This is a genomic window from Apibacter sp. B2966, assembly GCF_011082485.1.
In the GTDB taxonomy this organism is placed as follows: Bacteria; Bacteroidota; Bacteroidia; order Flavobacteriales; family Weeksellaceae; genus Apibacter.
On record NZ_CP049714.1, the window covers coordinates 924,345 to 949,232 of the forward strand.

The following is a 24,888-nucleotide window of genomic DNA, read 5'->3' on the forward strand; positions in this document are numbered from 1 at the left end:
GCACAAATTTATATAAGTTAAAAACTTAATCTATTCTTTTTTAGATGCATCTCTAATTTTTCGTTTCGCATCTGTGGTTAAATCCTCTACCTTATCTCCTATTTTATCACCCCAATCTTCTGCCTTATTGGATATTTTACTAAAAAAATTAGATACTGAATCTTTAAAATGTTCGTATTTCCCTTTAAAGAATTTTTCCCAATCAACATGTAAATCTTCTTTATCCATATATTCTTTTATTACATTTAAAGATTTCACCGCTTGATCTTCACTGAGACCTACTTCTTTTTGAAGTTTTTCAATAATATTTTCCATACACTATGTTTTTTTATTGTTTTAGTAAAATAAAAAATCAAAAATTAGACCTAATAAATGATTTGCTTATAAATATTTTATATGTAATACATGTAAAATTTCAGGCTGTTAAGTTATATTTTCATTCAGTTTAAATGGAAACCAATCTTTCTTTACCCTGTAATTTTTTTAATGTAAAAATTCACTCTATTTTATTCAATTCCAATATCTTTCAAAGTTATTTTTAAGAAATGAAATATTGAAGGAACTTAAGATTTAAAAGTTACATTCATAAAGAAATCCCTAACTTTGTATTATGAAATTCCTAGTTTTTGATACTGAAACCACAGGTCTTCCTGCCAATGCAAATGCACCTGTTTCCGATTCAGACAATTGGCCTAGAATGGTTCAAATTGCCTGGCAGTTACATGATGAAAATGGTGATTTAATTGAAAACTATGACTATATAATTAAACCCGAAGGATACGACATCCCTTTCAATGCTCAAAAAATTCACGGTATAAGTACCGAAAAAGCATTAGCGGAAGGTCATGATCTTAAAACCGTATTGGATCAATTTAATGCGGTACTGGCAGATAATCCGATTTTAGTCGGACAAAATATAGCATTCGACATCCCGATTGTTGGAGCTGAATTTTATCGAAAATCAATAGAAAACCATATTGCGGATCTTCCGTTAATAGATACAGCCCGTGAGGGAACTAATTTTTGTGCTTTGCCCGGAGGTATGGGAGGTGGATTTAAATTTCCTAAACTTTCCGAATTATATGAAAAATTATTTGGGCATGGTTTTGATGAGGCACACAATGCTGCGGCAGACGTTAATGCTACTGCTCAGGCATTTTGGGAGTTGGTTAGACGAAACCAAATAAGTGCAAATAAGCTGAATTTTACAGAAGAAGAATTAAGTGCTTTTGTTGAAACTCATCCTGAACCTTTTCAACCTTTTGATATTGTTATTCGTGAACAGGTCAAAGATTTTAATAAACAACTAAAAGGGAAATCAGAAAGTACTAAAAAATCTGTAGATGAAATAAATTATTCATCTTTTTTCCACTTTCACAATCATTCGGTTTATTCAATACTTACTTCTACCAGTAAACATTCTGATTTAATAAAAAAAACCTTAGAATATAACATGCCCGCTTTAGGTGTAACGGATACGGGCAACTTGATGGGTGCATTTGCTTTTCTCAATGAAATAAAAAAAGCTAATGGATCTATTAAAGATCATAATGCTAAAATTTTAGAAGGCGATGGTTCTGAACCTTTAAAAAATGAGATTTTACCAATTATCGGTTGTGAACTGTATATATCTGAAACTTATTTACAAAATAAATTTACAAAAGATAATCCGGATCGTAGATATACTCAGATATTACTTGCTAAAAATCATGAAGGATTTAAAAATCTTTCTAAATTATCAACTTTAGGATATAAACTAGGTTTGTATGCAGGCTATCCCAGAATTGGAAAAGAACTTATTGAACAATATAAAGAAAATTTAATTGCAACTACCGGAAGTTTATCTTCAGAAATTCCCAGTCTAATTTTAAATGTGGGAGAAAAGCAGGCAGAAGAGGCCTTTATCTATTGGCATGGATTATTTGGTGATGATTTTTATGTAGAGTTATTAAGACACCATTTAGATGAAGAGGAACACCTCAACAAAGTTTTAATAAAATTTGCCAAAAAATACGGAGTCAAGGTTTTAGCTCAAAACGATACATTTTATATTAGTAAAAAAGAAGCAGAAACCCAGGATATCCTTTTATGTATAAAAGACGGAGAAAAACAATCTACCCCTAAGGGCAGAGGTTTTGGAAGAAGATACGGTCTTCCTAATGATGAATATAATTTTAAATCTCAAACAGAAATGGCTCAATTGTTTGCAGATATACCGGAAGCAATTGAAAATTTTGAAGATTTTATCAAAAAATTTGAACCTTATCAATTAACCCGAGATGTTTTACTTCCTAAATTTGATATACCTGATGAATTTAAAGACCCTCAAGATGAAGTGGACGGAGGTAAGCGAGGAGAAAATGCCTACTTAGCATATCTAACTTGGGAAGGAGCTAAAAAAAGATATGGTGACCAATTATCCGAAGATACTAAAGATCGTTTACAATTTGAGTTGGAAACCATAGCCAAAACGGGATATCCCGGCTATTTTCTCATTGTACAGGATTTCACCTCACAAGCGCGTAAAATGGGTGTATCTGTTGGTCCGGGTCGAGGTTCTGCAGCCGGATCAGCCGTTGCTTATTGCATAGGGATTACTAATATAGATCCTATTAAATATGATTTACTTTTTGAGCGTTTCTTAAATCCGGATCGGGTATCCTTACCCGATATAGACATCGATTTTGACGATAGAGGACGTGAAAAAATCATTCAATGGGTGGTAGATAAATACGGAGAAAATCAGGTTGCTCAAATAATTACTTACGGTACGTTAGCCGGACGTTCCGCGATAAGGGATGCAGGAAGAGTGCTTGAATTGCCCTTAAGCGATACAGACCGCTTATCAAAAAACCTACCCTCTACCTTAAATTTAACCAAGCTAAAAAATAAAACAGAAAGTGAGTTAATTAAAGATTTCGGTAAAGAGGAGTCTGTTCCTGTGCTTCAACTAAAACAAAAATTTAATGAATATGACCTGGAAGGGCGGGTAATACAAAATGCTTACCAACTGGAAGGTAGCTTACGGAACACGGGAGTTCATGCGTGTGGAGTAATTATTACTCCGGAAGATATTACTAATTTAATACCGGTTGCCGTTGCTAAAGATTCCTCTTTGTTGGTATCCCAATTTGATAACTCCGTGGTAGAAAGTGCCGGATTGTTAAAAATGGATTTTCTAGGTTTACGTACCTTGACGATTATTGCCGATACCATTGAAATTATTAGAAAAAGGACCGGAGAAGTTTTAAATCCCGATGATTTTCCTTTGGATGATGATAAAACCTATGAGATATTCAAAAATGGAAATACAGTAGGGATATTCCAATACGAGTCCCCCGGAATGCAAAAGCACCTCAAAGCTTTGCAACCCGATAAGTTTGAGGACTTGATTGCCATGAATGCCTTGTATCGTCCCGGACCTTTACAATATATTCCCAACTTTATCAATCGTAAACATGGAAAGGAAGAAATATCTTACGATTTAGAGGATATGGAAGAGTATCTTGCGGATACTTACGGTATTACTGTTTATCAAGAACAAGTAATGCTTCTTTCTCAAAAATTAGCCGGATTTAGTAAAGGTGATGCGGATGTGCTAAGAAAAGCTATGGGTAAGAAGCAAATTCAAGTCTTAAATAAAATGGAAGCTCGTTTTCTTGAGGGAGCTATCGAAAGAGGTCATCCAGAAGATAAATTAAAAAAAATATGGGAAGACTGGAAAGCTTTTGCTCAATATGCTTTTAACAAATCTCACTCCACTTGTTATGCTTTTATTGCCTTTCAAACCGCTTATTTAAAAGCTCATTTTCCTGCAGAATTTATGGCCGCATTGCTCAGCAATAATCTTAACAATCTTTCCACTTTGAGTTTCTTTATGGAAGAATGTAAAAATATGGGATTGGAAGTGCTCGGACCTGATGTTAATGAAAGTGATTATGAATTCACTGTAAATGAAAAAGGTGCTATCCGTTTTGGAATGGGAGCTATTAAGGGAATCGGTGAAAATGCTGTTGAAGCTGTAGTAAGTGAAAGACAAACTAAGGGAAAATATAAAAATCTGTTTGAATTTTTTGAAAGGACAGATTTAAAAAATATAAATAAAAAAGTTCTGGAAAATTTAGTATTGGCAGGAGCTTTTGATGGATTAGCCAATAATAATCGTGCTCAATTTTTTAAAGAAGAAAATGGTACCAGCACTATTGAAAAGCTGGTAAGATACGGGATTGCCTATCAGGATAATAAGAATTCTGCTCAAAATTCTTTATTTGGAGACTTGGGGGATGAAGGATTTGATGTTATGAAACCGGTAATTCCTGAAACGGAAGAATGGAGTACCATGTATAAATTGGGCAGAGAAAAAGAAGTAGTAGGTATCTATATATCCGCTCATCCAATGGATAATTACAAATACGAAATTGCTTTGATTAAACCTGTTGATATTTCCGAAATTAATGAAAATAAAGAAAATTATATTAATAAGGAAGTGTATATCGCCGGTATGATCTCACGTTTTGAGCACAAGGAAATAAACGACGGCAGAACAAGAATCGCCTATTTTGATTTGGAAGATAAAACAGGTACTATTTCTCTTAAGCTTAAAAAGAATTATCTGGATTTGCAAAAATATCTTATTCCTAATTTATTTGTTTTAGTAAAAATCACGGTAGGAATGATTAAAGATAACGGCTTTGTATATATAAACGTGCTGAATATTGAAGAACTTAGCGATGTGATCGGAAAACATGCTAAAAAATTAACCATTAAGATAAACTTGGAAAATTTAGATGAAAATACCATTACTACTTTAAATAAAGTATGTGATGAAAATGCAGGTTCAAAAGATATACACTTTGAAATTATCGATAAAAAGAACAATGTATATTTAGAATCACAATCAATGAACCGAAGAGTAAATATAAATAAACAAATTTTAGATGTATTAAGAAACGATCTGTATTTAGATTTCAGGTTGAATTAATAAAAATTCCGACTTTAAAATAGAGTCGGAATTTTATTTTAGGTTTTATTATTGTAGATAAACCTTCAAATCTTTAAAATATCCTTCAGTGCCTACATCAACAAAGAGTCCGATAGCTCCTGTCGCATTTCCTCCTAATTTTAAATCATTTACGATGAGTGAGGGTTGTTTATTATCATTTATATACAATTGAGCTTTTTGCCCCTGAACTTCAATTCTTAACTGAATCCATTCGTTTAGTGCCATATCTGCATAGGACTCGTATTTATTTTGAAATTCATTTCTCAATCGTTGATACTTATAATTCGGATAAGAAAAATATTGTATGGTCCTGTTTCTATGTTCCTGATTCTCGGATCTTCCGTTTAAAGGGCGAACATATATACTTTCAAACTTAGAGTTTGAATCATTTATATGAAAGGCTATACCAATAAATCCTCGGGCAAAATTCGGAGCATCATCCAAAATTCGACTTAACACTTTTACTTCTATGATCCCATTGGCAAAATTTACATTATTGATTCGTACATAAGTAGGTTCATCAAATTTCTTGATTGATGGATCCTTAATGACTCTTACTACTTTATCGCCATCCATTTTTTCAAATGTCATAAATGTATTTATCGCTTTCAAATGAGTCTCCGTTAAATCTATAACTTTTTGTGCTTTTATTTCAGAAATGTTTATAATCACAACAAAAAGTAGAAAATATGCATTTTCTATAATATTTATTTTCATCGATTTTCAATTTACTTGATTTATATATGTTTTATTACATGATACAATTTAATCTATATACTTAAAAGTTGAATTCCATTTATTATATAAAATACCTTGAGCTACATATAATTGTCCCATATACTCTAATGCTCGTGAAGATTCTAGTTTACCTGCATCATAGGTATTCCAACCTAAAGATTTAATTATTGTAGAAATTGTATTTTTAACCTCTTCATTATTTCCGGCAATAAATGCGGTACCGTTTTCTTTCAGTGAGGGCTGATACATAAGATGCGCACCTATGGTATTCATTCCTTTAACAACATGCGATAATGGCAAAAGCTTTTGTACACTTTCTGACAGAGATTCTTCCGGAGGTGAAATTAATTTTATTACTCCATTAGTCGGAGCTTCCGATGAAAATGCATTTGTAATATCCCAAAGTATTTTACCTTCAAAATTTTTAATTCCAATATCCTTTATGGTTTCTATAAGCGCAAATCCGGGAATTGAAAGAAGTATAATTTCACTTAATGCAACAGCCTCTTGGTAGGAAACAATGGATAGGGTTTTATTAACTTGTTTTAGTTTTTCTATATTTTCACTTCCTTTTTCGAAATTTCTTGAACCAACTACCACATTATACTTTTCATTAATTAATCCGTTAATTAACGCTTGTGCAACATTTCCTGTTCCTAGTATTGATATTTTCATTTTTATATATATTTAAATAAGTTTATGATTCGAATTTAGCCCGAACAACTTATGTTCACAAGCAGGCTCGTAACGAACCGCTAAAGTTAGAATTATTGATTATCAGCTAATTATATGTTTAATTTTAACATTTATTTAACTATAAATTATTACTTTATTATTTATAGTTGTACTCTATTGGAGAGTAATATGTATATTTGATAGAAAAATGAAAGCTCATAAACTCGATTTAAAATATCCCATCTGTCCCATAAGAAATATATTAAGCCGATTTAGCGATAAATGGTCTTTATTATTATTAGCTGTTTTATATTCCGGCAAAACGATGCGTTACGGAGAAATAAAAAATGAACTTCCTGATATTTCTCAAAAGATGCTTACCAACACGCTAAAAAATTTGGAAAAATATAACTTAATTAAAAGAAAAGCCTATGCTGAAATCCCGCCTAGGGTTGAATATAGTCTTACGGAAACAGGTATCAGTTTAATGCCTTCCATTCAGATGATGATCACTTGGGCTGAAAATCATTTTGAAGAAGTTTTAAAAAATAATAAAAACCACTAATTCTAAAAGATCAGTATTAGTTTTTACTTTTTAAAAATCGAATATGCAATAAACTTAAACTCATAATTAATATGGCCGATACTCCTCCAATCGAGGTGGCAATTAATCTGTCCATAGCTATTTCATTACCCGATGACCCATTAATTGCAAACATTAATACGGTTGTAATCGTTAAAAAGGTTGACAAAATTGCATATCTGTGGTTGGCAAATACATAGCAAACATATAAAGATATCAGAATTTCCAATGCCATGATATATCTTGATGGAAACCACCATATTAAAAAAGTAGCTATGACAATACCCAGAAGTGTTCCCATCAACCTTATACTTGCTTTTTTCAGGGTATCAATAAAATCAGGTTTCAAAATAACTAAGGCAGTCATAACAGCCCAGTAATAATATTTGATATCGAAAACAGTTATAAAGAAAAAGCAAACTAAAATGGTTAATGCGGTATAGATGATGGTCATATGGAAGCGTATTTTTTTATCAATATCTTCATATATGTTTTTAAAAATGATCAGAAGCTCCTCAGGGTTACTAATATTTCTTTCAAATGATGATTTCTCAATGAGAAAAATAATACAAATAGATTGAAATAAACCTCCTGCAAGAATTAAAACACCTCTATGCAGAGCGGCATAAATATCTCCCACATAATAGCCTCCTACAAAAAAAGCAATAGACCATTGTAAAACAATCCACCAAGCATTTTGATCGATAGTTCCCACACAGGTTGCTAAACAGGCCAATAATACACAACAGACTATATACCAAAAATAGAAATGTCCTATTAATGAACCCAATGCAGCACATATACTCATTCCTAGAACGGCTATGATCATGGGCGCAAAAGGATATTTTAATATTTTTTTATTTGCTCCATATCCCGCCGTCACAGCACCTCCTGCAGCTATACTTGCAAAAATGATATTATTGAAGATAAATCCGAAACTATAGATTATTAATATACCCGGTAAGGAATATAGCGCTATAATTAGGTCTTTTTTGTAATCTTTCAACATTTAAAATTAAAATTTTAAATTTTTTAAAATAAGTTGTTTCCGATTGTTATGATCTATTTTATTTAAACTTTCTAAAGTATTTAATTAGTAACTGAACCTAATGTACTCTTCTTTAAATTAATTTTTTTTCTAATTAAATAAGCATGAAAAAAACTCGGTACGTCATGCATCCAATGAGGTAATAGTATAAGTATAAGTAAAACATCAACATAGGAAATATATCCCACAATTATAGTCAGATATAAAAAGAATCCACCGTAATTAAAACCCAGTATTGATATAAGTGCTAAAAATAACGTTATTCCCCAAAATTTTGAAGAATACGCATGGGTACTTGCTTCTTTTCCGAATCGCAATAAACTAATTAGCGCACTTATTACTTCTAATATTACTAAACCTACAATAAATATCAAATTGGCTTCTATGATCCCAGGTCGAACTATTCCTGTTGATATTGCAAGAGATAGCCAAAATATAATATCTATAAAACTATCCATTCTTCTTAAATTTTCAGTTGCTACCTGATACTTTCTGGCAATACTTCCATCCAATATATCAGAAGTCAACCCCAGGCATAGTATTAAAACAAGCATAGGAACACATCTTTCTCCATAGTGATAAGATAAAATAATGCTTAGAGGAGCCAGTAAGAGTCTGAATATCATAAGAATTTTAGGGACAGTACGCATATGTCTAATATTAATCTTATGTAAACTCAAAAATAATGCAAATGCTAACTTTATTGATTTTGGATCTTTTTATTTTTAGATTTTAAATAACCGTTAAAACAGATGGCAGCAATCATGACAGCTGTTGAAATATAAAATACAGGACTCATTTTTTCCGAATCTTTCCAAATTAAAAAGGCTATTAAAATAGCATATACAGGCTCTAGGTTTATGGAAAGCATAAGTGTAAAAGGCGTAATGTGTTTCATCAGCTTCATGGTCATAACTAAAGGAAAACTGGTTAAAAGTCCGCCCAATACTAAAAGCCATAGGATATCCCAAGCTTTTATGGTAGCTATGGCTTCCCAATCATTGAACAAAAACATAAAAACCGTCAAGGTTACAAAAGCTCCTGCCATTTCATAGAAAGTTATTATTTCTGGACTTTCTTTTGAATGCATTATTCCGTTTACTACTGAAAACAAGGCCGACAAGAATGCACATCCGATACCAAGTAGTATACCTTTCCAATAACTCATTTCTGTATTAAAGATAAAAAGTATACATATTATAATAACTAAGCTTAAAATTATTTCAGAAATTTTGATTTTTCGTTTGAAAAAAAAGGGCTCTAAAAAAGCCACAAATAAAGTTCCTGTTGATAGGGTTGAAGTGGCAATAGAAATGTTGGATATTTTAATGGATCCATAAAACAATGACCAATGAGTACCTACAATTACTCCACACCCCAAAAGTTGGAACATCAGCTTTTTGGAAATTTTAAAATTTTTTCCTTTTGAAAAATATAAATAACAAAATAAAATAAAAGCTGCAACTAAGGTCCTACCCCATACCAAAGGTATAGCATTAAGAGAGATAAGCTTACCAATTACACCGGTAAATCCCCAAATAAATACGATAATATGCAATTGAACTATTGCCGGTAATTTCATGAATAATTAATTTGTTAAATAGTGGATGCAAATTTAATCATCTTTGTTTAAATTCTAAAAAAAAGAGTCATTTAATAAATAATTTGTAATTTTTATATATAAATATTCTAAAAAATTACATTATTCGCATTTCACCATCCATCATTTTACCCATAAATTGATCGTATTAGGGGAAAGAATAATCGGATATTTTATTTAGTCGTTGAAGTTAAATTGGCATTAAAATTTATATTATCCATAAAGCAAGAATAAAAAAAGGATGTGTAGTGTAAGTAAACATCCTTTTTAATAATCAATTACTATGTAACTATATTTCGTAATCGATAGCTACTCTTTGTTCAACCACTGTTTTTATAAACTCCACGACTTTAAGATGTTCCGGATGATTTGCATACAAAGTAAGATCTTCAAAATTTTTAAATCGGGAATCTAACAGTATATCAAAATTTGACTGTGGAGCAATCTCCATATTGGTATTTACTTGGATATACTGTAACTCCTTAATTCGATCTTTTAAGGCTTCTAAATCATTTTTTATTTTTAAAGCATTATTTTTTTTATCGCTTTCTTTAAGCTTCCACATTACAATATGATGTATCATTTTTATTATTTTTTAAATTATTTTGAATTTTTTTTATATAGATTTTAATTTATTCAATCCAATAGTAATTGCCAAAATTCAACATCTATCAATTGATTAAATTTTTTTCCTGATTCTTTAAAATTTCCTATCAGATTAAATCCTGTTTTCCGATGCAATTTTCTACTGGGCTCATTCGGTAAAGATATTACTCCTATAATGGAATGTATATCTATCTTTTTCGATTCTTCAATCAGGGCTGTAAGCAATTCATTACCTATTCCTTGATGGGTTTGATTATAATCCAGGTAAATACTGTTTTCTAATGTTATATCATAAGCCGAACGTTCTCGCCAAGTATTCAAATACGCATATCCTAGTATGATTCCTTCTTTTTCATATACTATATAAGGATAACCTTTTGCCGATATTTTTTGAATTCTGTTTTCAATTTCCCGAGCACTAACTTTTTTTTCTTCAAAGGTAATGACCGTATTTTCTATATAATAATTATAAATTTCAGCTATTCTTAATGCATCGGATAGTTGAACATTTCTTATCATAATTTATTATTATTTTCTTTGTTCAAATTAATAATAATTTTTCAAAAAATTACATTTATTTACACCATCCTTCCCGATCAAGACTACGATATTGTATAGCTTCTCCAATATGGTGAGCTTGGATAACTTCAGATTTATCTAAATCTGCTATCGTTCTGCCCACTCTTAAGATTCGATCATAGGCTCGGGCAGATAAACCCAATTTTTCAATGGCAGATTTTAGTAAATTTTTAGAGATGTCATCCAACAAACAAAATTCATCTAATTGTTTAGGACCTATTTGAGCATTATAATGGATTCCTTCCGCTCTTTTATATCTTTGAGTTTGAATTTTCCTTGCTTCAACCACTCTTGCCCTTATTTCTGAACTTGACTCTCCTTTCCTTTTATCCGACAAATCATCAAAAGGAACGGGTGAAACTTCCACATGAATATCGATTCGATCGAGTAACGGCCCGGATATTTTATTCATATATCTTTGCATTTCTTGTATAGTGCTCGTATTTTTAGGGTCATTTGGAAAATATCCGGAAGGAGAAGGATTCATGGAAGCAATCAACATAAAACTGGCCGGATAGGTGATCGTAAATTTTGCTCTTGAGATAGTTACAATCCTGTCTTCTAAAGGTTGTCTCATGACTTCCAATACTTGGCGATTAAATTCAGGCAGTTCATCCAGAAAAAGTACGCCGTTATGAGAAAGAGAAATTTCTCCGGGTTGCGGATAGCTTCCTCCTCCAACTAATGCTACTCCTGATATGGTATGATGAGGATTACGATAAGGTCTTACTGTCATTAAAGAAGATTCTGATCCTAATTTTCCGGCAACGGAATGTATTTTGGTTGTCTCTAGTGCTTCCGATAAGGTCAATGGAGGTAAGATGGAGGGAATTCTTTTTGCCAACATGGTTTTTCCACTTCCCGGCGGGCCGATTAAAAGTACATTGTGTCCTCCGGCAGCAGCAATTTCCAAAGCTCTTTTTACATTTTCCTGACCTTTGACTTCTGAAAAATCAAATTGAAATTTATTATTATTCTCAAAAAACTCTTCTCTTGTATTTACTATGGTTGGATTTAATTGAATGTTTTTATCAAAAAAATCAATGACTTCTTTTATATTGTCAATTCCATAAACTTCGAGATCATTGACTATAGCAGCTTCTTTAGCGTTTTGTTTAGGAAGAAAAAAGCCTTTAAAATCATCTTCTCTTGCTTGTATTGCAATAGGTAAAACACCTTTTATGGGTTGTAAAGAACCATCTAAAGATAATTCGCCCATAATTAAATATTGATCGAGATGATCTCCTTTTATTTGCTCGGATGCCGCCAATATTCCCATAGCAATTGTTAAATCATAAGCTGATCCTTCTTTCCTTAGATCTGCAGGTGCCATGTTTACTGTGATTTTTTTACCCGGCATTTTATATCCACAGTTTTTTAAGGCAGCCGAAATTCGATGTGCACTTTCTTTTATTGCCATATCCGGCATACCTACTAACTGATACCCTACTCCTTTATCTACATTTACTTCAACGGTTATTAATTGAGCATTGACTCCATAGACAGAACTTCCATATGTTTTAATTAGCATAAAAAATAGTTTTATCCGTATAAAGATAAAACTATTTTAGTTTATTTTAGATAATGTATAATTATGAATATCTGTTTTATACTTAAAATACTACTTTCATTATTTTTTAATACGTTTAAAGACGATAAAAAATAGAAGGTATTATTTAGATGCTGCATCGACTAATTGCATATACCAATTTCTAAGAATTTTTTGTTGTTCGGTATCTAATTTTTTTAAGACCCTTTTGTAATTTTCATCTATATCATTAGCTTTAAGTTGCAATTCTAAAATTTTACTATCATTACCTGCTTGAGTAGCTTCTGCTATTTGCTCAAAATATAATTTAGTTTCCTGAACAAAGTTGTCCACCTCTTTATTTTCAAATTTCGGAACTTTTTTAATTGGAGATAAACTTATCGTATCTAATGACTTAGACTGTACCACTGGAGTACTATCTTTAGATTGGGTCGTATTTGGGGCCTTCTCTGATTTTTTAGAATTCATACATGAACTTATGCTTAAAGCAATACCTAAAAAAAATACGATATAAGATATTTTCATTTTCTTATTTTTAAATACTAATCAAAAGTACAATTAAATTATTCATTTTAATAGTGTTTTTAAGTTTCTATTAATAAAACCTTAAATTATGAATAATACTATGCTTTTATTTACTAACACAAAACCATATATTTAGCAATAATATCTTACATTTGCACCTGAATTTTAATATCATATATGCAATCAATTAGAAATATAGCAATTATTGCTCATGTCGATCATGGAAAAACAACATTAGTAGATAAAATTATTCAGTCTTGTAATGTTGTTGAAAAAAATGACGGGGATTTGATTCTGGATAATAATGATCTGGAACGTGAAAGAGGAATAACCATTTTATCCAAGAATGTATCGGTTAACTATAAAGGTGTCAAAATTAATATTATTGACACTCCCGGACACGCGGATTTTGGAGGAGAGGTTGAACGTGTTCTTAAAATGGCTGACGGTGTATTATTGCTTGTGGATGCGTTTGAGGGACCAATGCCTCAAACACGCTTTGTTCTTAGTAAAGCGATTGAATTGGGATTGAAGCCCATCGTAGTAATCAATAAAGTTGATAAAGAAAACTGCCAACCGGAACATGTACATGATCAGGTATTTGAATTGATGTTTAATTTAGACGCTACTGAAGAACAATTGGATTTTGAAACGGTATACGGTTCTTCTAAACAAGGTTGGATGTCCGGAGATTATAAACAACCTACTGATAACATTACATATTTATTAGATAAAATTATTGAATTAATACCGGAAGCACCTTATGTAGAAGGAACACCTCAAATGCAAATTACCTCTCTTGATTTCTCAAGTTTTGTGGGAAAAATTGCCATAGGTCGTGTGTATCGTGGAGATTTAATTTCCGGAAAAGATTATACTCTTTGCCAGGAAGACGGTAAAAATAAAAAAATACGCATAAAAGAATTACAAGTCTTTGAAGGTTTAGGAAGAAAACCTGTTGAATCTGTTAGAAGCGGTGATTTATGTGCTGTAATCGGTATCGATGATTTTGAAATTGGAGATACCATTGCTGACTTGAACGAACCGGAAGCTTTGCCTCGTATTGCGGTTGATGAGCCTACGATGAGTATGTTGTTTACTATCAATACTTCACCGTTTTTCGGTAAAGAAGGAAAATACGTTACTTCAAGACACCTTAGAGATCGATTAATGAAGGAAACTGAAATCAACTTAGCCCTTCGAGTGGAAGAAACTGATTCCGAAGATAAGTTCAATGTTTTTGGTAGAGGTATTCTTCACTTATCTGTCCTTATCGAAACTATGAGACGTGAAGGATATGAATTGCAAGTTGGTAGACCAAAAGTAACTATTAAAGAGATTGACGGTGTTAAACATGAGCCCTATGAACATTTAGTAATTGATGTTCCCGATGCTGTATCCGGCAAAGCTATAGAATTGGTGACTCAAAGAAAAGGAGAATTAAAAGTGATGGAACCTAAAGGTGATTTACAACATTTGGAATTTGATATTTCTTCTCGAGGTCTTATCGGATTACGTAACCTTCTTCTAACAGCAACTTCCGGAGAAGCCATTATTAATCATCGTTTTAAAGATTTTGAACCGGTAAAAGACATTATTCCACAAAGACAAAACGGATCTATGATTTCATCTGAAACGGGACAGGCTTTGGCTTATGCAATCGACCGACTTCAGGATAGAGGTAAATTTTTTGTTGAACCGGGAGATCAAATATATAAAGGTCAAGTAGTCGGAGAACATAGCCGTGATAATGATTTGGAAGTTAATCTTATAAAAGGTAAAAAGTTAACCAACGTGAGAGCTTCCGGATCTGACCAAGCTGCTAAAATTTTCCCTAAAGTTGAATTTTCATTAGAAGAAGCTATGGAATATATTAAAGATGACGAATATCTTGAAATAACACCTAAGAGCTTACGTATGCGTAAAATTTAATTTATACTTTTAAATAGCATTTTATATAAATAAAAATATCCTGAATATTTCAGGATATTTTTATTTTCATCATTTAATTGGATTAATCCAATAATGCATTCATTTTTTCTGCTAGCTTTTCTTTTGGCTGAACCCCTACTACTTTGTCAACAACTTGTCCGTTTTTAAAGAATAAAAGTGTAGGAATATTTCTGATTCCATATTCTACTGAAACTTCTTGATTGGCATCAATATCAATTTTAGCAACTTTTACTTTTCCTTTAAATTCTTCAGACAATTCATCAACTATAGGTTTTAAACTTCTGCATGGTCCACACCATTCAGCCCAAAAATCAACCAAAACCGGTTCTTTGGAACTTAATACCTCATCTTTGAATGTTTGATCACTAATTTCTAAACTCATATTTGTATTATTTATATCTATATCTTCACTAATTTTTAAAGCAAAATTAATTTAAAAATTTCATTTTGCACTAGTAAAGAAATTGCATTTTTAATGATTTATGTGAATAAAAAATTAATATATATTAATTCTTGAAAATAAAATGAGCGCAAATTATTTTTTTACCTCAAACTTTAGCCTTAACATTATAGTAACAAGTTTAAACGTTTTATTAACAATTTTTACTTAAATCTATTAAATAATTTTGTATTTAAGAAAAATGATGTATATTTGCATCAATAATTAGTTGTTCTTTAATAAAGTTTTTTAGTGTTAATGAACCCTTTCATAGTTTCTATTGAAAGGGTTTTACATATAATAATGTTACATTAATGTTAAAATTTTTTTCCTTATCCCAATCCCCTGCTATATTTTAACAATTTATTAATCTTAATATTTCATTTATAACATATATAAATATTATCTTTTTTATATTTATACAATTATTTTAGCTTAATGAATAAAATCCAAAATAAAAAAGTAATATATAAAGATTTACTTCATGCTGATTATCTTAAAACTTGGAAGTTGCAAGAAAAATTACTCCAATATATTGTTTCAATCAAATTAAAAAACAAAAAATCAATAACTAACGAAATAAATCTTACTCCCAATTATTTTTTATTTGTTTCTCATCCGCATATATTTACCTTAGGTAAAAATGGTAATTTAGACCATCTTCTTATCAGCAATATCAAACTTCAAGAAATTAATGCTCAGTTCATTAAAACCAATCGAGGCGGAGATATTACGTATCATGGTCCCGGACAAATTGTTGGATATCCTATATTTGATCTTGATAATTTTTTTAATGATATCCACAAATACATGCGCTTGTTGGAAGAAGTAATTATAAAAACCATAAATTTTTATGGAATTAAAGGAGAAAGATCTAACGGGGAAACAGGCGTATGGATTGATGTAAATAAACCTATGGCCAGAAAAATATGTGCTATTGGCGTAAAGGCCTCCCAATGGGTCACTATGCACGGTTTTGCTCTTAATCTATCCCCAAACCTTTCCTATTTTGACTATATAGTTCCTTGCGGTATACAAAACAAATATGTTACTTCTTTAGAAAAAGAATTGGGTATATCCGTAAACCCGGATGAGGTGAAAAAAGTTATTAAAAAATACTTTTCTGAAATATTTGATCTTGAATGGATTTAATATTTATATTCTATAATTTTTAATTATAATTACTATTTCATCTTCCATAAATTAAATTCTTCACCAATTTAATTCTTCATCTTCTTCATCTTAAAATTCGATATAGTAAAAAAAGATAAAAATTTTTATTATTAATTTTTACATTGTGCTTTATATCTTTAAGAATTTGTTAATATAATTTTTAGATTTTAAATATTTAAAAACTAAAAAAATTTAATTTCTACTTTATTTAACACTTTTTGTGATTTATTTAACTCTAATATTTTTTTTTGATTTATTTATTTAACAACATAAAAATCATGTTTTTTTGAATATTTAATCCATTTACATTTTATTATCACTTATATAGCACATTTGCAATATTTTTTATATTTTTGTTTGGAAAAATATCAAAAATATGGGTACTGAATCGGATAACCTGCATAATGCAGAAGGAAATGAAAAAAAGGTTGAATCAACTCAAAATTTAGAATCAACATATAATAAAAATTCTTCTAAGGAAGATTCTATTGATGAGCTAAATTCTGAAAACAACAAGGAGGATCAATCCGTTGAAGAAACAACCATTCCTGAAAAAGATTATGAATCTTTTTCATTAGAAAAACTCATTGATGAGCTTAAATATCTTCACAATCATTATCCAGTTCAATTAATTGGAGAAAATATTAATTCCATAAGGGATATATTTTTAAAAAAATTTGATGAACATGAAACGGAACGAAAACAAAAGTTCCTTAATGAAGGTGGAGACGAGCTAAGTTATCAACCCGATCAATTCTTAAAAAATAAATTCAATTCAGCCTACCACGACTATAAAACAAAACTAAACTCATATTATAAAGAACAAGAACAAAACGAGCAAAATAATCTCAATAAAAGACTTCAGATAATTGAAGAATTAAAAGAGCTGTATACAACCCCTATGGAATCGATCAGTTCTTTTTTTAAAAAATTCAGAGATATAAAAGAAAGATGGCATAATGCAGGTAAGATTCCTAAATCAAGAGCCGGTGATGTTTTCAGAACCTATTTTCATCATTTAGATAATACACATGAATTCATCAAATTAAATAAGGAACTTGAAGAATTGGACTATGCTCATAATTTGGAACAAAGAAGGGCTATTATTAGCAGAGCCGAAGAATTGACAACTGAGCCTAGTGTGCAAAAAGCATTAAATGAACTGCAATATTTGCACAAGCTATGGAAAGAACAAGCAGAACCTGTGGCGGAAGAGTTTAGAGAAAGTACTTGGCAAGAATTTAAAGCTATAACCCAAAAAATTCACGAACGCAAATCTGAATTATTTGAAAAAATTAAAGAAGAACAACAAGCGAATTTGGAGAAAAAACAAGCCATTATTTCTCAACTTGAAACTATAGCATCCGCTGAAAATCCCGATCATTCCTTCTGGCAAAATAATGTTAAGAAAATAGAAAATTTAAGAGAAGCTTTCTTTACTACAGGAAGAATTCCTAAAGAAACCAGTAGTGATACTTGGAGTAAATTTAAAAGTTTGCTTCATGAAATCAACAATAAGAAAAATACATTTTATAAAGATTTAAAAAAGATCCAACAAGAAAATCTTAAAAAGAAAAACGACTTATTGGAAATCGCTAAAGCAAATAAAGACAGCGAAGATTGGGAAGTTGCTTTAAATCTTTATAAAAAGATTCAGAATGAATGGAAAAATATTGGTCATGTTCCAAGAAAATATTCTGATAAACTTTGGGATGAATTTAGAGAAAATTGCAATTATTTCTTTAACCGATATAAATTAAGAAATAATAAAGTTAATGAAGAATGGATCGAAAATTTAAAAAGAAAGCAAAGTCTTTTGGAAGAAATATCCTCCATTTCTGCTACTGATAAAGAAGATGCCCTTGCTAAAATCAATGATTACAGCATTCAATGGAATTCTATAGGAAAAGTTCCCAGAGAGAATATGAACATCAATAAAGAATTTAATTCAGCTATTAAAAATCTTATTAAAAAATTCGATATTGATAAAAACATCATTGATGAAATTCAATTAAATATTAAAGTAGAAAATTATAAGCAATCTAAAGATGATAAAAAGCTGGATGAAGATCTACGAAAAATGAGAAAGCAAATCCAAGATTTGGGACATGAAATTGTTCAATTGGAGAATAATTTATCATACTTTTCAAATGCCAATCAAGACAATCCTCTATTACAGAATACATTAAACAATATTGAATCTAAAAAAACTAAATTGGATGAATTAAAACAAACTTATTCAAAACTGGTTAATTTAAATTTGTCTGAAAGCGATTCAAATTATGAAGATGGTGAAGATATTTCTGAAGAAACTGAGGAAGAATAATCTATTTCACCGCTTATAAAAAGTATTTATGGGTAATACTGTCGATGAAATCTACATGCGGCGTTGTATAGATCTTGCTCAAAATGGTTTGGGAACCACTTATCCTAATCCTTTAGTAGGTTCTGTTATAGTTTACAACAATACAATAATTGGAGAAGGCTGGCATAGAAAATCCGGTGAAGCTCATGCTGAAATTAATGCCATTTCTTCGGTTAAAGATCAAAGTTTACTTAAAGAAAGTACCATTTATGTTTCCTTAGAGCCTTGCGCTCATTACGGAAAAACTCCTCCTTGCGCTTTAAAAATTAAGGATTTAAAGTTTAAAAAAGTGGTGATCGGTACTCAGGATCCAACGAGTAAAGTTAACGGGAAAGGAATTGAAATAATTCGCAATTCGGGTATAGAAGTAGTTACCAATGTTTTGGAAAAAGAATGTAAAAGATTAAATAAAAGATTTTTTACTTATCATTTGAAAAAACGACCGTATATTATTTTAAAATGGGCAGAAACTTTAAATAAGAAAATAGATAACGGCAGAGATAGAAACCATCCGTTCTGGATCAGCAATCCGTTTTCAATACAAAAAACACATGTGTTAAGAAATGAAGAACAATCTATATTAGTCGGAAAAAATACTGCTTTAATAGACAATCCTAGTTTAACTACCCGATCTGTTTATGGTAATAACCCAATAAGATTACTCATCGATAAAAATTTAGAAATTCCCCTCAGTCATTCTATTTTCGATGACCAAGCTGAGACTTTTATCTTTACGGAAAAAAAATCTCAATCAACTACCCATTTAAACTATTTTCAATTAGATTTTGACAAGGATTTAGTTCCCCAAATTATAAATGTGTTATACGACAAAAATATTCAATCGGTAATCATCGAAGGCGGTAAACAAACCTTACAACATTTTATTGATAAAGGAATGTGGGACGAAGCAATGATCATCACGTCTCCAAATATATTAAAAAATGGCACTAGTGCCCCTATTCTTTTCGGTGATATTAGTTATCAAGAATTGGTGGGAGACAATCTTATTTCATATCTTAAAAATCCTTCAACGTTATATTAATCAATTATCTACAAATCAATATCTTAAATTTACATGGATGATAAATTTATTTATAAAACTGTTGATACTGAAATAACGGATGCTCTTTTAAAAATTAAAGGAAGTAAATTTTACGGGCTAATATTTAATGTCAATAATGAACAAGAAGTAAAAGATTATCTAAAATTTAGTGAAACACTATATCCCAATGCAACGCATTATTGTTATGCTTTTCGAATGGGCATTTCGGAAGAGCTATACAGAGCCAATGATGATGGAGAACCTTCGGGTACAGCCGGATTACCAATCTATAATCAATTGCTTTCTTCAGGACTAACCAATGTACTTTTAATTGTAGTACGATATTTTGGAGGAACTAAACTTGGGGTTGGGAGATTGATAAAAGCTTATAAAGAAAGTGCTCAATATACTATTGAATGCGCAAAAATCATTTTTAAGGAATTAAGTGAGAACTATGAGCTGTTATTTGATTATGCGTATCAATCTTCTGTTATGACTCTTTTAAAAAAATTATCGATTGAAATAGTATCAAGCACTTTTTCCGATAAATGTTATCTTGTAGTTGAAGTTCCCATGAAAAATAAAGAATTATTTTTTGAAAAATTCGATTCTTATTTGGCTCAAAATTTTATTGCCATAAAAAAAATTTTATAGCTCACTTATCGTACTGAGCAACAAATTTTCTACCGATTTATTAATCCAAAATAACACTAATTTTCCTTCATTAAAAGCCATAAAAAATCATCTTGTTTTTTTGATTTCACAGACCTAAAATATACCTATTTCTTTAGAAAAATGATGGATATTAAAATAAATAATTTGTTCAACAACATTTCGATTCTATTTTTGCCTATTTGATGAATAAATTGTTTTTCACAACTATTGGCTCATATTCTGCAATCCCTTTATTGGCCCTATATAGATCGAATTTATACAATCCAAATTATTATTAATAATCAATATTTTTAAACTATTGTTTTTTATCCAATATATCCTATCTTATTCTTATTTTTACGCTTTATTTCATCCAAGATAGAATATATATTTACTTACTAATAAATTTCTAAAAATACAACAGGTAATCCTCTTTTTTTTTCTAAAATAAATTAACAATTTTGTGATCTAAAAGGTGGGTAAAATTTTATCCTTTATTTTTTATACAAATTTAAAAAAATGTTAAATTCTGCGATTTCAATATGGGAAGCCTGTCTACAATATATCAAAGATAATATCTCTGAGAAATCCTATTTTACATGGTTCCAACCTATCAAGGCCGTAAAGCTTCAAGATAAAATATTAACCATACAGGTACCCAGTAAGTTTTACTATGAATATCTTGAAGAAAATTACATAAAGATAATAAAAAGTGCCTTAACCAAAAATTTGGGAAAAGATGCCAAATTGGTTTATTCCATTATGATGGAAAAAAACCAACAATCTGAAAATTCCTATACCGTTAACATTCCAAGTTCCCAAAAAGCACAAATAAAGGTTCAGGAAGTGGAAGCTCCCCTATTTATTGAAAGAGGAGTTAAAAATCCATTTATTATTCCCGGATTACAAAAATTAAAGATTGATAGTCAACTCAATACAAATTATACATTTGATAATTTTATTGAAGGAGATTCTAATCGTCTTGCCCGTTCTGCGGGAAAACAAATTGCTAAAAGACCCGGCGGTACTTCTTTTAATCCTTTATTTATTTATAGTAGTGTAGGTTTAGGAAAAACCCATTTGGCTCATGCTATCGGCTTAGAAGTTAAAAGAATTCAATCTGAAAAAACCGTCTTGTATGTTTCCATGGAAAAATTTTGTCAACAATTCCAGGAAGCTACTAAATCAAACAATAGAAATGATTTTATTCATTTTTATCAAATGATTGATGTGTTGATCGTCGATGATATTCATTTCATATCGGGTAAAAAAGGTACACAAGAAGTATTTTTCCATATTTTTAATCATTTACATCAAAACGGAAAACAGATTATATTAACCTCGGATAAATCGCCGGTAGACATTCAAGATGTTGAGCAGCGATTAATCTCTCGATTCAAATGGGGGCTTTCAACTGAAATACAATCCCCTGATTATACTACGAGGTTAGCAATTCTTCAACAAAAAATGGAATTTGATGGTATTGCGCTTTCTGATGAAGTTTTAGGATATATTGCTAAAAATATTAAAACCAATATTAGAGAACTGGAAGGATCTCTAAATTCCATAATTGCTCAGGCAACTTTCAATAAAAAGGAAATAACCTTAGATCTTGTTGAAAAAACACTATCTAATCTTATTACTAATTCCAAAAAAGATATTACCATAGATTATATTCAAAACTTGGTTTGCGATTATTTTAAAGTATCAATTGATGCTTTACAATCAAAAACCAGAAAAAGAGATATTGTTCAGGCGAGACAATTAGCTATGTATTTCGCTAAAAAATATACCAATGCCTCTCTTTCTTCTATTGGTATTCAAATTGGTAAAAGAGATCACGCAACTGTATTACATGCTTGTAAAACGGTTGACAACTTATTTGAAACAGATAAGTTATTCAAATCTTATGTTGACGATTTAAATAAAAAATTGACTTCTGATATATGAAAATATTAATGGTTTGTTTAGGTAATGTTTGTCGTTCCCCTATGGCAGAAGGAATTTTACGTTCAAAACTTCCTGATAGTTTTACTGTAGATAGTGCCGGGATAACCGATTATCACGTAAATGAAAAACCTGATAAACGTGCGATTCAGGTTTGTAAAAAAAACAATATTGATATTTCTCAGCTAAGAGGCAGAAAATTTATTACTTCTGATTTCGACGAGTTTGATGCTATATATGTTATGGATCATGCCAACTACAGCGATATAATCTTCAAAGCAAAAAAAGAAGCAGATAAGAAAAAGGTTAAACTAATTATGTCTGAATCTCCTACTGCTGTTAAACAAAGTGTTCCGGACCCTTATTACGGTGATATAGAAGATTTTGAAAATGTTTTCAACCTATTGAATGAAGCTTGTACTTGTATTGCTGAAAAACTTTCAAAGGATTAATGGATAAGTTATTTACCCATTAATCGCTTCTACTGCTTCAATTTCATTAGGTAACATTTGTTTTAAAAGTTCCTCAATTCCATTTTTTAAAGTAAATGTTGAGGATGGACAACCATTGCATGCGCCTTGTAAAAGCATTTTAGCTACCTTCGTTTCTTCATCGAAAGAAATAAGTTCTATATTACCTCCGTCTCCGGCAATTGCAGGTAACACATATTCATCCAAAATATTTTTAATTTTAATTTCAATTTCTGAAAATTCTCTTTCCGTATGATCTGTAGTTTTATAGGTGGAAAAATTTTTTATGTTGCTGATCTCTTTTTCTTCTCTTAAATATTCAGAAATAGTATACCTTAGTTCCATAGAGATATCTTCCCATTTATAATCATCGGCTTTAGTTATGGAAACGAAATTATCCGATATAAACACTTCTTTTACATAAGGAAAACTAAATAAATATTGTGCTAAAGGTACTTCTTTAGCTTCGCTCTCATTTTTTAATTCAATTATTCCTTCAACTAAAATTTTGTTGGTAACAAATTTCATCACAGAGGCATTAGGCGTCATTTCAACATACACAGATATGGGAGTATTACGCGGCTGTAAAACAACTGAAGGATTCGCCAGTAATTCGTCTTCAATTAGTTCTTTTACTTCATCTAAGACCATATCCCATTCTACCATATCATTTTTTTGAACAGCAATAAAATTTGCTGTAATAAAAATATGAGTAACAAATGGCAATTGAAGTAATTCTTGTGCTATAGGAATATCACCTGCTTTTTTTATATCCGATATTTCATAACTGCCTTCTACTAATGTTGAGGGGGCAACGAATTTAACTATATTTTTATTGGGAGTTTTTTCAATTTTTAATTTCATGTCATTTAGTTTAATTCTTCAAAATTACATAACTTGCTAGTATCTATAAATAGATTATTATAATATTATTTAAAAATATGGCGCTACTTAAAAAAGTATTAGATAAATTTCCCTCAATTGAAAATGATTGTTATTTATCAGAAACATGCGTAATCATCGGAGATGTGACTATAGGAAGCCAAAGTTCTGTTTGGTTTAATGCTGTAATCCGTGGTGATGTTAATTTTATAAAAATTGGCAGCAGAGTTAATATTCAAGACAATGCAGTCATTCATTGTACCTATATGAAACATCCTACCCTTATTGGAAATAACGTATCTATAGGTCATAATGCAATTGTCCATGGATGTTCCATTCACGATGATGTTCTGGTTGGTATGGGAGCTATAGTCATGGATGAGGTAACCGTAGAAAGTAATGCAATTATTGCTGCCGGAGCTGTAGTCACTCAAGGTACGTTTATATCACGTGGTGAAATTTGGGCAGGAATTCCGGCAAAAAAAATAGGAATGGTTTCAGAAGATTTAATGAAAAATAAAATACACCAGACGGCTTCCAATTATATTAAATACAGCAAATGGTATAGTAATGAAGAAGATGATGATGACAACGGCATTTAAGGATTCGATGCAAGAAATTTATTAACTTGATTACACTTTTTGTCAATAGTAAAGATTTAGATAAAGATAATTTTATTTTATGATTTATAATATTTTTTTAGTAGGATTAGGTGGATCTATAGGTTCAATCATTCGTTATCTATTATCTCTTTATATCCAAAAATATTATGGAGGAATATTTCCTTTAGCTACTTTTCTTATAAATTGTAGCGGATGTATTGTCATCGGATTATTTTTGGGATTATCAGAACGATTTAATTTTATAAACAATGAAATAAAATTACTATTAATAACCGGTTTTTGTGGTGGATATACTACTTTTTCAACTTTTTCAACTGAAAATTTGCAATTATATCAAAATCATCAATTCTTCACTTTAGCTTTATATATAGGTATCAGCATCTTGATAGGAATTTTGGGTGTTTGGATAGGAAATTTTATTTCTAAAATCTGATA

23 protein-coding genes are annotated in these 24,888 nt (G+C 30.5%); 11 read left to right on the forward strand and 12 right to left on the reverse strand.

What is annotated here, in order from left to right; translation table 11 throughout:
- Positions 1-30 precede the first annotated feature (30 nt).
- A complete protein-coding gene (locus G8C43_RS03885) occupies positions 31-315 on the reverse strand; it encodes a hypothetical protein (protein ID WP_160541966.1) in 285 nt (94 codons plus the stop codon).
- Positions 316-610: 295 nt separating this feature from the next.
- Here G8C43_RS03885 and dnaE point away from each other — a divergent pair, with 295 nt between their 5' ends.
- The gene (gene dnaE / locus G8C43_RS03890) at positions 611-4,981 is read left to right on the forward strand and encodes a DNA polymerase III subunit alpha (protein ID WP_166004310.1); all 4,371 of its coding nucleotides are present in this window, start codon (positions 611-613) and stop codon (positions 4,979-4,981) included.
- Positions 4,982-5,029: 48 nt separating this feature from the next.
- On the opposite strand, the gene G8C43_RS03895 is transcribed toward dnaE, so the two are convergent.
- Positions 5,030-5,719: a family 16 glycoside hydrolase gene (locus G8C43_RS03895; protein ID WP_220263870.1), complete on the reverse strand. Its 690-nt coding sequence runs from the start codon at positions 5,717-5,719 to the stop codon at positions 5,030-5,032.
- Between the two features lie 48 nt (positions 5,720-5,767).
- A complete protein-coding gene (locus tag G8C43_RS03900; protein WP_166004312.1) occupies positions 5,768-6,415 on the reverse strand; it encodes an NADPH-dependent F420 reductase in 648 nt (215 codons plus the stop codon).
- 208 nt (positions 6,416-6,623) lie between these two features.
- On the opposite strand from G8C43_RS03900, the gene G8C43_RS03905 reads away from it, so the two are divergent.
- Complete coding sequence (locus G8C43_RS03905; RefSeq protein ID WP_160557169.1) at positions 6,624-6,980, forward strand: winged helix-turn-helix transcriptional regulator; 357 nt, start codon at positions 6,624-6,626, stop codon at positions 6,978-6,980.
- Positions 6,981-6,996: 16 nt separating this feature from the next.
- Here the strand turns inward: G8C43_RS03905 and G8C43_RS03910 are convergent, their stop codons facing one another.
- The 7 genes from G8C43_RS03910 to G8C43_RS03940 form a co-directional block, all read right to left on the reverse strand.
- Positions 6,997-8,007, reverse strand: a complete 1,011-nt coding sequence (locus G8C43_RS03910) for an FUSC family protein (protein WP_160541962.1) — start codon at positions 8,005-8,007, stop codon at positions 6,997-6,999.
- A gap of 80 nt (positions 8,008-8,087) precedes the next feature.
- Positions 8,088-8,696, reverse strand: a complete 609-nt coding sequence (locus G8C43_RS03915; RefSeq protein WP_166004314.1) for a CDP-alcohol phosphatidyltransferase family protein — start codon at positions 8,694-8,696, stop codon at positions 8,088-8,090.
- Positions 8,697-8,746: 50 nt separating this feature from the next.
- A complete protein-coding gene (locus G8C43_RS03920; RefSeq protein ID WP_105298005.1) occupies positions 8,747-9,628 on the reverse strand; it encodes a DMT family transporter in 882 nt (293 codons plus the stop codon).
- Between the two features lie 307 nt (positions 9,629-9,935).
- Complete coding sequence (locus G8C43_RS03925; RefSeq protein ID WP_160557166.1) at positions 9,936-10,229, reverse strand: Dabb family protein; 294 nt, start codon at positions 10,227-10,229, stop codon at positions 9,936-9,938.
- A gap of 53 nt (positions 10,230-10,282) precedes the next feature.
- The gene (locus tag G8C43_RS03930; protein ID WP_160557165.1) at positions 10,283-10,771 is read right to left on the reverse strand and encodes a GNAT family N-acetyltransferase; all 489 of its coding nucleotides are present in this window, start codon (positions 10,769-10,771) and stop codon (positions 10,283-10,285) included.
- A 55-nt stretch (positions 10,772-10,826) separates the two neighbouring features.
- Positions 10,827-12,362, reverse strand: coding sequence for a YifB family Mg chelatase-like AAA ATPase (locus G8C43_RS03935; RefSeq protein ID WP_166004316.1), 1,536 nt, complete (start codon positions 12,360-12,362; stop codon positions 10,827-10,829).
- A 141-nt stretch (positions 12,363-12,503) separates the two neighbouring features.
- Positions 12,504-12,905: a hypothetical protein gene (locus G8C43_RS03940; RefSeq protein WP_166004320.1), complete on the reverse strand. Its 402-nt coding sequence runs from the start codon at positions 12,903-12,905 to the stop codon at positions 12,504-12,506.
- A gap of 177 nt (positions 12,906-13,082) precedes the next feature.
- On the opposite strand from G8C43_RS03940, the gene typA reads away from it, so the two are divergent.
- Positions 13,083-14,837: a translational GTPase TypA gene (gene typA, locus G8C43_RS03945; RefSeq protein WP_160557163.1), complete on the forward strand. Its 1,755-nt coding sequence runs from the start codon at positions 13,083-13,085 to the stop codon at positions 14,835-14,837.
- A gap of 82 nt (positions 14,838-14,919) precedes the next feature.
- Here typA and trxA read toward each other — a convergent pair whose 3' ends face one another.
- Positions 14,920-15,240 carry a thioredoxin gene (gene trxA / locus G8C43_RS03950; RefSeq protein WP_105298011.1) on the reverse strand — a complete coding sequence of 107 codons (321 nt, stop codon included), beginning with the start codon at positions 15,238-15,240 and terminating at the stop codon, positions 14,920-14,922.
- Positions 15,241-15,735: 495 nt separating this feature from the next.
- On the opposite strand from trxA, the gene lipB reads away from it, so the two are divergent.
- The 6 genes from lipB (at position 15,736) to G8C43_RS03980 (ending at position 22,930) form a co-directional block, all read left to right on the forward strand.
- Entirely contained in the window at positions 15,736-16,449 is a 714-nt protein-coding gene (lipB, locus tag G8C43_RS03955) for a lipoyl(octanoyl) transferase LipB (RefSeq protein WP_160564151.1), read from the forward strand.
- A gap of 397 nt (positions 16,450-16,846) precedes the next feature.
- Positions 16,847-18,796: a DUF349 domain-containing protein gene (locus G8C43_RS03960; RefSeq protein ID WP_166004323.1), complete on the forward strand. Its 1,950-nt coding sequence runs from the start codon at positions 16,847-16,849 to the stop codon at positions 18,794-18,796.
- Positions 18,797-18,824: 28 nt separating this feature from the next.
- Positions 18,825-19,877 (forward strand): bifunctional diaminohydroxyphosphoribosylaminopyrimidine deaminase/5-amino-6-(5-phosphoribosylamino)uracil reductase RibD, encoded by a 1,053-nt coding sequence (gene ribD, locus G8C43_RS03965; protein WP_255490404.1) that lies wholly within the window; start codon positions 18,825-18,827, stop codon positions 19,875-19,877.
- Positions 19,878-19,910: 33 nt separating this feature from the next.
- Entirely contained in the window at positions 19,911-20,531 is a 621-nt protein-coding gene (locus G8C43_RS03970; RefSeq protein ID WP_166004325.1) for an IMPACT family protein, read from the forward strand.
- A 519-nt stretch (positions 20,532-21,050) separates the two neighbouring features.
- The gene (dnaA, locus tag G8C43_RS03975) at positions 21,051-22,481 is read left to right on the forward strand and encodes a chromosomal replication initiator protein DnaA (protein ID WP_105298016.1); all 1,431 of its coding nucleotides are present in this window, start codon (positions 21,051-21,053) and stop codon (positions 22,479-22,481) included.
- Complete coding sequence (locus tag G8C43_RS03980) at positions 22,478-22,930, forward strand: low molecular weight protein-tyrosine-phosphatase (RefSeq protein WP_255448927.1); 453 nt, start codon at positions 22,478-22,480, stop codon at positions 22,928-22,930. Before dnaA ends, G8C43_RS03980 begins: the two co-directional genes overlap by 4 nt.
- 12 nt (positions 22,931-22,942) lie before the next feature.
- Here the strand turns inward: G8C43_RS03980 and G8C43_RS03985 are convergent, their stop codons facing one another.
- On the reverse strand, positions 22,943-23,812 hold the full coding sequence (locus G8C43_RS03985) for a NifU family protein (protein WP_160564155.1): 870 nt from the start codon (positions 23,810-23,812) through the stop codon (positions 22,943-22,945).
- A 77-nt stretch (positions 23,813-23,889) separates the two neighbouring features.
- On the opposite strand from G8C43_RS03985, the gene G8C43_RS03990 reads away from it, so the two are divergent.
- Complete coding sequence (locus G8C43_RS03990) at positions 23,890-24,432, forward strand: gamma carbonic anhydrase family protein (RefSeq protein ID WP_166004327.1); 543 nt, start codon at positions 23,890-23,892, stop codon at positions 24,430-24,432.
- Positions 24,433-24,511: 79 nt separating this feature from the next.
- Complete coding sequence (gene crcB, locus G8C43_RS03995; RefSeq protein WP_166004330.1) at positions 24,512-24,886, forward strand: fluoride efflux transporter CrcB; 375 nt, start codon at positions 24,512-24,514, stop codon at positions 24,884-24,886.
- The last annotated feature ends 2 nt before the right edge of the window (positions 24,887-24,888 follow it).

What these genes read in the sequence shown, in the direction of transcription:
- G8C43_RS03885 (WP_160541966.1), bottom strand. Translation starts at nt 315, where the DNA reads ATGGAAAATATTATTGAAAAACTTCAAAAAGAAGTAGGTCTCAGTGAA.
- dnaE (WP_166004310.1), top strand. Translation starts at nt 611, where the DNA reads ATGAAATTCCTAGTTTTTGATACTGAAACCACAGGTCTTCCTGCCAAT.
- G8C43_RS03895 (WP_220263870.1), bottom strand. Translation starts at nt 5,719, where the DNA reads ATGAAAATAAATATTATAGAAAATGCATATTTTCTACTTTTTGTTGTG.
- G8C43_RS03900 (WP_166004312.1), bottom strand. Translation starts at nt 6,415, where the DNA reads ATGAAAATATCAATACTAGGAACAGGAAATGTTGCACAAGCGTTAATT.
- G8C43_RS03905 (WP_160557169.1), top strand. Translation starts at nt 6,624, where the DNA reads ATGAAAGCTCATAAACTCGATTTAAAATATCCCATCTGTCCCATAAGA.
- G8C43_RS03910 (WP_160541962.1), bottom strand. Translation starts at nt 8,007, where the DNA reads ATGTTGAAAGATTACAAAAAAGACCTAATTATAGCGCTATATTCCTTA.
- G8C43_RS03915 (WP_166004314.1), bottom strand. Translation starts at nt 8,696, where the DNA reads ATGCGTACTGTCCCTAAAATTCTTATGATATTCAGACTCTTACTGGCT.
- G8C43_RS03920 (WP_105298005.1), bottom strand. Translation starts at nt 9,628, where the DNA reads ATGAAATTACCGGCAATAGTTCAATTGCATATTATCGTATTTATTTGG.
- G8C43_RS03925 (WP_160557166.1), bottom strand. Translation starts at nt 10,229, where the DNA reads ATGATACATCATATTGTAATGTGGAAGCTTAAAGAAAGCGATAAAAAA.
- G8C43_RS03930 (WP_160557165.1), bottom strand. Translation starts at nt 10,771, where the DNA reads ATGATAAGAAATGTTCAACTATCCGATGCATTAAGAATAGCTGAAATT.
- G8C43_RS03935 (WP_166004316.1), bottom strand. Translation starts at nt 12,362, where the DNA reads ATGCTAATTAAAACATATGGAAGTTCTGTCTATGGAGTCAATGCTCAA.
- G8C43_RS03940 (WP_166004320.1), bottom strand. Translation starts at nt 12,905, where the DNA reads ATGAAAATATCTTATATCGTATTTTTTTTAGGTATTGCTTTAAGCATA.
- typA (WP_160557163.1), top strand. Translation starts at nt 13,083, where the DNA reads ATGCAATCAATTAGAAATATAGCAATTATTGCTCATGTCGATCATGGA.
- trxA (WP_105298011.1), bottom strand. Translation starts at nt 15,240, where the DNA reads ATGAGTTTAGAAATTAGTGATCAAACATTCAAAGATGAGGTATTAAGT.
- lipB (WP_160564151.1), top strand. Translation starts at nt 15,736, where the DNA reads ATGAATAAAATCCAAAATAAAAAAGTAATATATAAAGATTTACTTCAT.
- G8C43_RS03960 (WP_166004323.1), top strand. Translation starts at nt 16,847, where the DNA reads ATGGGTACTGAATCGGATAACCTGCATAATGCAGAAGGAAATGAAAAA.
- ribD (WP_255490404.1), top strand. Translation starts at nt 18,825, where the DNA reads ATGGGTAATACTGTCGATGAAATCTACATGCGGCGTTGTATAGATCTT.
- G8C43_RS03970 (WP_166004325.1), top strand. Translation starts at nt 19,911, where the DNA reads ATGGATGATAAATTTATTTATAAAACTGTTGATACTGAAATAACGGAT.
- dnaA (WP_105298016.1), top strand. Translation starts at nt 21,051, where the DNA reads ATGTTAAATTCTGCGATTTCAATATGGGAAGCCTGTCTACAATATATC.
- G8C43_RS03980 (WP_255448927.1), top strand. Translation starts at nt 22,478, where the DNA reads ATGAAAATATTAATGGTTTGTTTAGGTAATGTTTGTCGTTCCCCTATG.
- G8C43_RS03985 (WP_160564155.1), bottom strand. Translation starts at nt 23,812, where the DNA reads ATGAAATTAAAAATTGAAAAAACTCCCAATAAAAATATAGTTAAATTC.
- G8C43_RS03990 (WP_166004327.1), top strand. Translation starts at nt 23,890, where the DNA reads ATGGCGCTACTTAAAAAAGTATTAGATAAATTTCCCTCAATTGAAAAT.
- crcB (WP_166004330.1), top strand. Translation starts at nt 24,512, where the DNA reads ATGATTTATAATATTTTTTTAGTAGGATTAGGTGGATCTATAGGTTCA.